Source organism: Micrococcus sp. GbtcB5, from assembly GCF_019091605.1.
Classification (GTDB): Bacteria; Actinomycetota; Actinomycetes; order Actinomycetales; family Micrococcaceae; genus Micrococcus; species Micrococcus luteus.
In genome coordinates this window covers 1-6,225 of sequence record NZ_JAGXJK010000045.1, presented here as the reverse complement: position 1 = coordinate 6,225, position 6,225 = coordinate 1, and the positions used below count along the sequence as shown (strand labels likewise).

The following is a 6,225-nucleotide window of genomic DNA, read 5'->3' as shown; positions in this document are numbered from 1 at the left end:
CAGTGGGCAGTTCTGATGGCCACCAGCGGGAAGAAACACTGGCCGCCTATGGGCAGAACTCAATGGCCCTTGACAGATCGCCCCGTCGACGGTTCACCGCATCCTCACGACGGCGCGCATGAACCGGCTGTCGTACGTCGACCGGGCCACGGGCGAACCGATCCGACGGTACGAACATCCACACCCTGGGTCGCTGGTGCACGTGGACGTGAAGAAGCTCGGGAACATCCCCGACGGTGGCCGGTGGCGGTACGTCGGACGACTCCAAGGCGGACGCAACCGCGCCGCCACCCCCGACAAGCCACGCAATCAGTACGGCGGTCCGAAGCTCGGGTACGCGTTCGTCCACACAGTCATCGACGACCACTCCCGCGTCGCGTGCACGGAGGTCCACGATGACGAGACCGCCGTCACAGCATCCCGGGTCCTGCACCGCGCTGTGGAGTGGTTCGCCGACCTCGGTGTCACGATCGAGCGTGTCTTGTCGGACAACGGCGGCGCCTACCGGTCCCACCTGTGGCGCGACACCTGCGAGGCACTGTCGATCACCCCGAAGCGGACTCGCCCGTACCGTCCGCAGACCAACGGCAAGGTAGAGCGCTTCCACCGGACCATGGCCGACGGGTGGGCCTACGCCCGCTGCTACACCAGTGAAGCGCCCTGGGTTTCGTTCCGAGGTCAGGACGCAACGGGCGCTGAGTCCTGGTCGTGAGTGTAGGCCGCCTCGACCTCGGTGGGCGTGCGGTAGCCCAGGGCCTCGTGGAGACGCTGCGTGTTCCACCAGTGCACCCACCCCATGGTGGCCAGCTCGACCACCTCGACGGACTCCCAGATCCGCCGGGAGTGGATGAGTTCGGCCTTGTAGAGCCCGTTCACGCTCTCGGCCAGGGCGTTGTCAAAGCTGTCGCCCACGGTGCCCACCGAGGCGCTCACCCCGACGGTGATCAGCGCGTCGGAGTAGGCCAGGCTGACGTACTGGGCGCCTCGGTCCGAGTGGTGGATCAGGCCCTGCCGCCCGCGGGTAGCGCCGGTGGAGACCAGTGCGTGCTCGAGGGCGAGCAACGGCAGCCCCGCGGTGTGCAGGCTGCCCGAGACCGCCCATCCCACGATGCGCCGGGAGTAGACGTCGGTGATGAAAGCGACGTAGCAGAACCTGCCCAGGATCCTGACGTAGGTGATGTCAGCGACCCACAGCTGGTTCGGCCGCTGGGCGGTGAAGCAGCGCTCGACGAGATCAGGACGAGCATCCGGCTCACCTGCCGGCCCCGTGGTGATCGGCGTGCGGCCGCGCCGAACCCCTTCCACGCCGGCGAGCTTCATCAGCCGGGCGACCTGGTCACGGCCGATCTCCCACCCGGCGCGGGCCATCGCGTGGTGCATCTTCCGGACCCCGTAGACGCCGTAGGTCTCCGCATGGATCCGCTTGAGCTCCTCGATGAGGATCGTATCGCGCAGGGCCCGAGCGGAAGCCGGTCGACTCTTCACGGCCCGGTAACCGCGGGAGGTGATGAACCCACATTCCGTCGCACGCAGGGTGCGACAGATGGCCTCGACCCCGAATTGATCGCGGTGTTCGTCGATGAACGCGATCATCTCGTCGTGGGGCGGTCGAGTTCCCTGGCGAAAAAAGCCGAGGCGGCCTTGAGGATCTCGTTCGCCCGCCGGGCCTCGGCGAGCTCTCGCTTGAGCCTGCGGATCTCTTCGGCCGGACTCTCGCCTGCAGGCACTGGTGCTGCCTCGTGGCCGTGGCGGTGGCACCACATCCGCAAGGTCTCTTCGCTGATATCGAGTTGCGGGGCTACCGCCCGGATGGAATGCGAACGGGGCCCTCCCTGCGTGGCTTGGCGTTCCAGGACCATCCTGACCGCGCGCTCACGCAGCTCGGGCGTGTACTTCTTGGGCATGTTCCGATTCTCCTTCGTTGGGATCGGAACGAAACCCAGGGCGCTTCATGCCTCCCACGACCGGTGGCTACGACGTCGCTGGGCCGGTGAGGTCCTGCAGCTGATCACCCCCGGCGGAACCCGCCCTCGGAGTCGATGACCTGCCCCACGATCCATCCACCGGCCTGGGTGACCAGGAACTCGATCAGCCGGGCCGGGTCTTCCGGCTCTCCGAACCGGCCCAGCGGGAACGCCGCCTTGATCTCATCCAGGCGGTCGGGTCGGTCCGTGGTCTCCAGGTCCAGGTATCCCGTGTTCACTGGGCCCGGGTTCACGGCGTTGAGCCGGATGCCGGCATCGATCAGCTCATCGGCCACCGTGGGCACCAGGCCGGCGAGCATCGCCTTCGCACCGGCGTAGGCGACCTCGCCGCGCATCGGCCCCCTGGCCTGACCCGAGGTCAGCCAGATCACCCGCCCGTCCTCACCCTCGAACCGGTTGGCGAAGTGCTGGGTGAGCAGCAGCACGGACTGGGCATCGATGCGCCAGTGCTGCTCGAGGGTCTGCGGGGTCATCTCGGCCAGGGTGCCGTCCCCGCCGGACCGGGCGTGGTTGGCCACCAGGATCTCAACGGACGGCCCAGCCCAGTCGATGACGCGGGCGGGCTCATCCGGGTCGGCGAAATCGGCGTCGGTGTGCTCCAGCGTCGCACCGTCCACGAGCTCGGCACGCAGCTCAGCCATCACGGTCTCGACGTCGTCGGCGCCCCAGGGTTGACCGGCGTCGTGCGGGGTGTGGTGGACCAGGCGCAGGCTGGCCCCGGCACGGGCGAGGCGCCGGGCGACGGCGAAGCCGATGCCCTTGCGGCGGCTGACGCCGGTGATCAGGGCTGTCCGTCCCGTCAATGTGGTCATGGCAGGGACACTACCAAGCGAGCCATACGCCGTCACCCCACCTCAACGTGAGGTGTGTGGCCTCTCGTGAGGCCCGTGACTGATCGTCAGCCAGGACCGGCTCGGCTGACGCGGGACGCAGGCGCGCGGAGGGCTCCGGGCAGCGGTCGCTGGGCGAAAGCAGGCGGTCTCGAGGAGTTCCTCGAGTCCGCCTCAGGCAGACCTGCTCGGCCTTGACCGGGCACATCACCCTCCGTGAGCGAGGGCGACGACCCAGCCGGTGCACGACGCCAGCACGACGCCCAGGACAGCGAACGTGATCTGCAGGCGCAGGCGCATGCACAGCACAGCCACGAACTCGCGGATGAAGGCGCTGGGCACGAAGTAGCGCGCGGTCGGGGCACCGATCACATCCGCGTCGATCCCGAGGCTCCGGGACAACAGCGCGGTGCGGGGCACGTGGTAGCCGTTCGTGACCACGAGCAGCTGCCCGTCCCGGTCCGGCCGGTGCACCCCCAGCAGCTCCCGACTGAACCGCAGGTTCTGCTCGGTGGTGGCCGCCCGGGTCTCCGGCAGCACCGCGCCCGCAGGGATGCCGTGCTCGACCAGGTACTCCCCCATGGCCTCCCCCTCACTGCGTGGCTCGTCCGGACCCTGCCCACCGGAGGGCACGATCACCAACCCCGCCTCAGGCCCGCCCCGTCGTGTCAGGGCGTCGGCGCCACGGTCCAGGCGACTGGCCAGCAACGGCGGCACGCGCCCGTCGATCAGGCCGGAGCCGAGGACGACGATCCCGGCCGGGCCCGGCCGCGGCGCACGGTGCTCATAGAGCCGGGCGAACACGTAGAACACCAGGAACTGCGAACCCAGCACCGTCGCGCCGAGAAAGATCAGCACCGCCGCCCCGACGCCGACGGGGTGGGCGGTCGCCACCAGGACGACGGCGGCCACCGGCGCGATGATCAGGGCCAGGCCGGCCAGCAGGGACAGCGAGTTGCCCAGCGACCGGCCCTCCCGGGTCAGCATGTGCATCCCGTTGCGGATCAGGATCACGGCCAACGCCACCACCGAGAAGGGCACCAGCAGGGCGCCCAGTGGCAGGACGAGGGCTACCGGCACGCCAAGGTACGCACTGATCTCCAGCAGCGCCCAGAACCCGAACCACGCCCCCACCAGGGCCAGCGCGGCGATGCGCAGCCGCCGAGGCTCCTCGGCCCACATGCGGCGGGCCGCCCAGATGCAGGCGGTGGCGAGGAGTGCACTGATCATCCGGCCACCGTCCTGTCCGGCCGCAGGGCCAGCAGGGCGCCGGTCATGCGGTGGCCACGGAGCGGCGCAGGGCCGGTGCGGTGACGTCCACTCCGGCGCGCACGAGCAGCACTCCTGCCGCCAGGGTGCCGACCACCACGAGCAGGCTCAGGGGGGCGAAGAGCACGCTGGCACTGATCAGCGGGGCCCCGGTGATCATCGCGGCGCCGACACTGACGACCATGACGGTGCCCAGGGCGAGCATCACGCTGGTGCGGCGCATCGCGTGGATACGCTGCACCGGCATGCCCGCGTAGGACAGCCCGCGGTGCAGCTCGGCCCGGTCCACGACCTGGGCCGACTGGTTCAGGGCCACGGAGCAGGCGGCCAGCACGAAGGAGATCAGCACGGTCACCAGCACCCCGGTGCGCAGGTCCTGCATGAGGATCAGCTCCTCCGGCCGGGAGACGGTTGCCTCGCCCTGGGTGGCCAGGCTCAGCCCAGCACCGGCCATCACGCCCACATAGGTGGTCACGGACAGCGCCCCGACCTGCTGCCACGCCTGCCGTGGGGCGTCCAGGACGGTGCGGGCGGCCACGAGCGCCTCGGGGGTGCGGGCCCGGCGCAGCCGGAGCTTCGCACGGAGGCTGAGCACCCAGGGCCCGAGCAGATGCAGGGCCAGCAGCGGCACGGCCAGGGCTACCAGGACCACGGCGATCGCGATGCCCATGTCCGCGGAGCCACGCGCAGCGGCGATCATCAGCTGCCCGCCGAGCACCAGGGTCCCGAACACGAGCAGCCGCACCCAGTGGACGGCCTGCGCGCGCTGCCGGGTGCGCACCCCCAGCGGGGTGATCGCGATCCGGCGCAGCCCGGTGAGCGAGGACACGGCGGCGACCAGGGTCAGGCCGGCGAGCACGGCCAGCACACCGGGCACCCCGATCCACTGGGCTGGCACGCCGATCCGTCCGCCGGCGAACGGCAGCAGCCCGATCAGGGGTATCAACACCGCCCACCCGACGACGCCGACCAGCGCCCCGACGGCGGCGAGCACCGTGGCCTCCACCACGGCCAGACCGGTCAGGGTGGCGGTCGAAGCGCCGATCAGGCGCAGGGAGGAGAGCCGCTCGTCCCGGCGGCGGGCCAGCAGCCGGGCGGCGGCCCCGGCCAGGGAGGCCAGCGGGAGCACGAGCAAGGCCAGGGCGATGCTGGAGAGGACCTTGTAGAACGCGCCCATCTCCCCCGGGATGGTCCAGAAGAAGTGCACGCCGCCGGCCACGGCGAGGGTGAGCGCGGAGGCCACGGCGAAGGCGGTCACCGGCAGCACCCAGATGGCGCGGTCCCGGAAGAGACGGCGGACGAACAGGCCGATCACGGACAGGTTCATCAGCGCACCGTCCCCTCGGAGGCCGGCTGCGCCGGCCGCTGGGCGGTGTCGGACTCGATCCGCCCGTCCCGGACCCGGACAAGGCGGGAGCACGCGGCCGCCACGGACGGGTCATGGGTGACCACCACCAGGGTCCGCCCGCGGGAGACGGTGGAGGAGATCAGGCTGGCCAGCACCGCGTCGGAGGTGTCCGAATCCAGGGCCCCGGTGGGCTCGTCGGCGAACACGACGTCGGGCTCCACGGCCTGGGCGCGGGCGATCGCCACACGCTGGCGCTGACCGCCGGAGAGCTCGCCAGGGCGGCGGTCTCCCATGCCGGCCAGTCCCAGGGACTCGAGCCACTGGGCGGCGGTCTGCTCCGCGGCCTTCCGGTGAGCGCCGTTGAGCATCAACGGCATGGCCACGTTCTCCCTGTTGTTGGCCATGAGGTTGTTGACGCTCACGCAGTGACGTCGTGCGCCTGGGCTGCGCCGAGCATCGTGCTATCGTGAACACGTTCAGTGAACGCGTTTATCGAAGGGCGACGGATGACGGTCTCAGTGCGTCAGCAGCTCAAGCAAGCAACGCAGCTTCGCGTCCTGGAAGCGGCGAGCCGGTTGTTCCGGAAGCGAGGGTTCGCCGCCACAACGGTGCGAGACATCGCTGAGGCAGCTGGCGTCAGTGCCGGGACGGTGATGGCCGTCGGTGACAAGAACGCGCTGCTGGTGCAGGTGTTCGACACGATGGTGGCGGACGAGCATGCCCAGCGAGCCGGCGCAACCCCTCAGTCGACCGGCGACGCCCCTGACACCTGCGTGAAGCGCCTGGGCGTTCT

Annotated in this window: 5 protein-coding genes, 2 pseudogenes and 1 other annotated feature; of the genes and pseudogenes, 2 read left to right on the top strand and 5 right to left on the bottom strand. The window is 70.3% G+C overall.

Features of this window, described 5'->3' with window-relative positions; translation table 11 throughout:
* Positions 1-76 precede the first annotated feature (76 nt).
* Positions 77-655: pseudogene (locus KVS67_RS11050) on the top strand (DDE-type integrase/transposase/recombinase); the annotation flags it as partial.
* 23 nt (positions 656-678) lie between these two features.
* On the opposite strand, the gene KVS67_RS11045 reads toward KVS67_RS11050, so the two are convergent.
* The 5 genes and pseudogenes from KVS67_RS11045 to KVS67_RS11025 form a co-directional block, all read right to left on the bottom strand.
* Positions 679-1,904, bottom strand: a protein-coding gene (locus KVS67_RS11045) for an IS3 family transposase (protein ID WP_217565354.1) whose coding sequence is annotated in 2 segments (ribosomal slippage) — positions 679-1,631 and positions 1,631-1,904 — 1,227 coding nt in all. Because the reading frame shifts where the segments join, the coding sequence is not laid out codon by codon here.
* Positions 1,531-1,632: a sequence feature (AL1L pseudoknot), on the bottom strand. It overlaps the preceding gene by 102 nt.
* Positions 1,905-2,008: 104 nt before the next feature.
* Positions 2,009-2,797: an SDR family oxidoreductase gene (locus KVS67_RS11040; RefSeq protein ID WP_217565353.1), complete on the bottom strand. Its 789-nt coding sequence runs from the start codon at positions 2,795-2,797 to the stop codon at positions 2,009-2,011.
* Positions 2,798-3,022: 225 nt separating this feature from the next.
* Positions 3,023-4,045 carry a YdcF family protein gene (locus KVS67_RS11035; RefSeq protein WP_217565352.1) on the bottom strand — a complete coding sequence of 341 codons (1,023 nt, stop codon included), beginning with the start codon at positions 4,043-4,045 and terminating at the stop codon, positions 3,023-3,025.
* 43 nt (positions 4,046-4,088) lie between these two features.
* The gene (locus KVS67_RS11030) at positions 4,089-5,411 is read right to left on the bottom strand and encodes a permease (protein WP_217565351.1); all 1,323 of its coding nucleotides are present in this window, start codon (positions 5,409-5,411) and stop codon (positions 4,089-4,091) included.
* Positions 5,411-5,821, bottom strand: a pseudogene (locus KVS67_RS11025) (ABC transporter ATP-binding protein); the annotation flags it as partial. The pseudogene KVS67_RS11025 and the gene KVS67_RS11030, both read right to left, overlap by 1 nt.
* 129 nt (positions 5,822-5,950) lie before the next feature.
* Here KVS67_RS11025 and KVS67_RS11020 point away from each other — a divergent pair.
* Positions 5,951-6,225 (top strand): TetR/AcrR family transcriptional regulator (locus KVS67_RS11020; RefSeq protein ID WP_368669055.1); only part of this gene is annotated, 275 nt, incomplete at its 3' end.

Coding starts and splice junctions, on each gene's coding strand:
- KVS67_RS11030 (WP_217565351.1), bottom strand. CDS start 5,411: ATGAACCTGTCCGTGATCGGCCTGTTCGTCCGCCGTCTCTTCCGGGAC.
- KVS67_RS11040 (WP_217565353.1), bottom strand. CDS start 2,797: ATGACCACATTGACGGGACGGACAGCCCTGATCACCGGCGTCAGCCGC.
- KVS67_RS11035 (WP_217565352.1), bottom strand. CDS start 4,045: ATGATCAGTGCACTCCTCGCCACCGCCTGCATCTGGGCGGCCCGCCGC.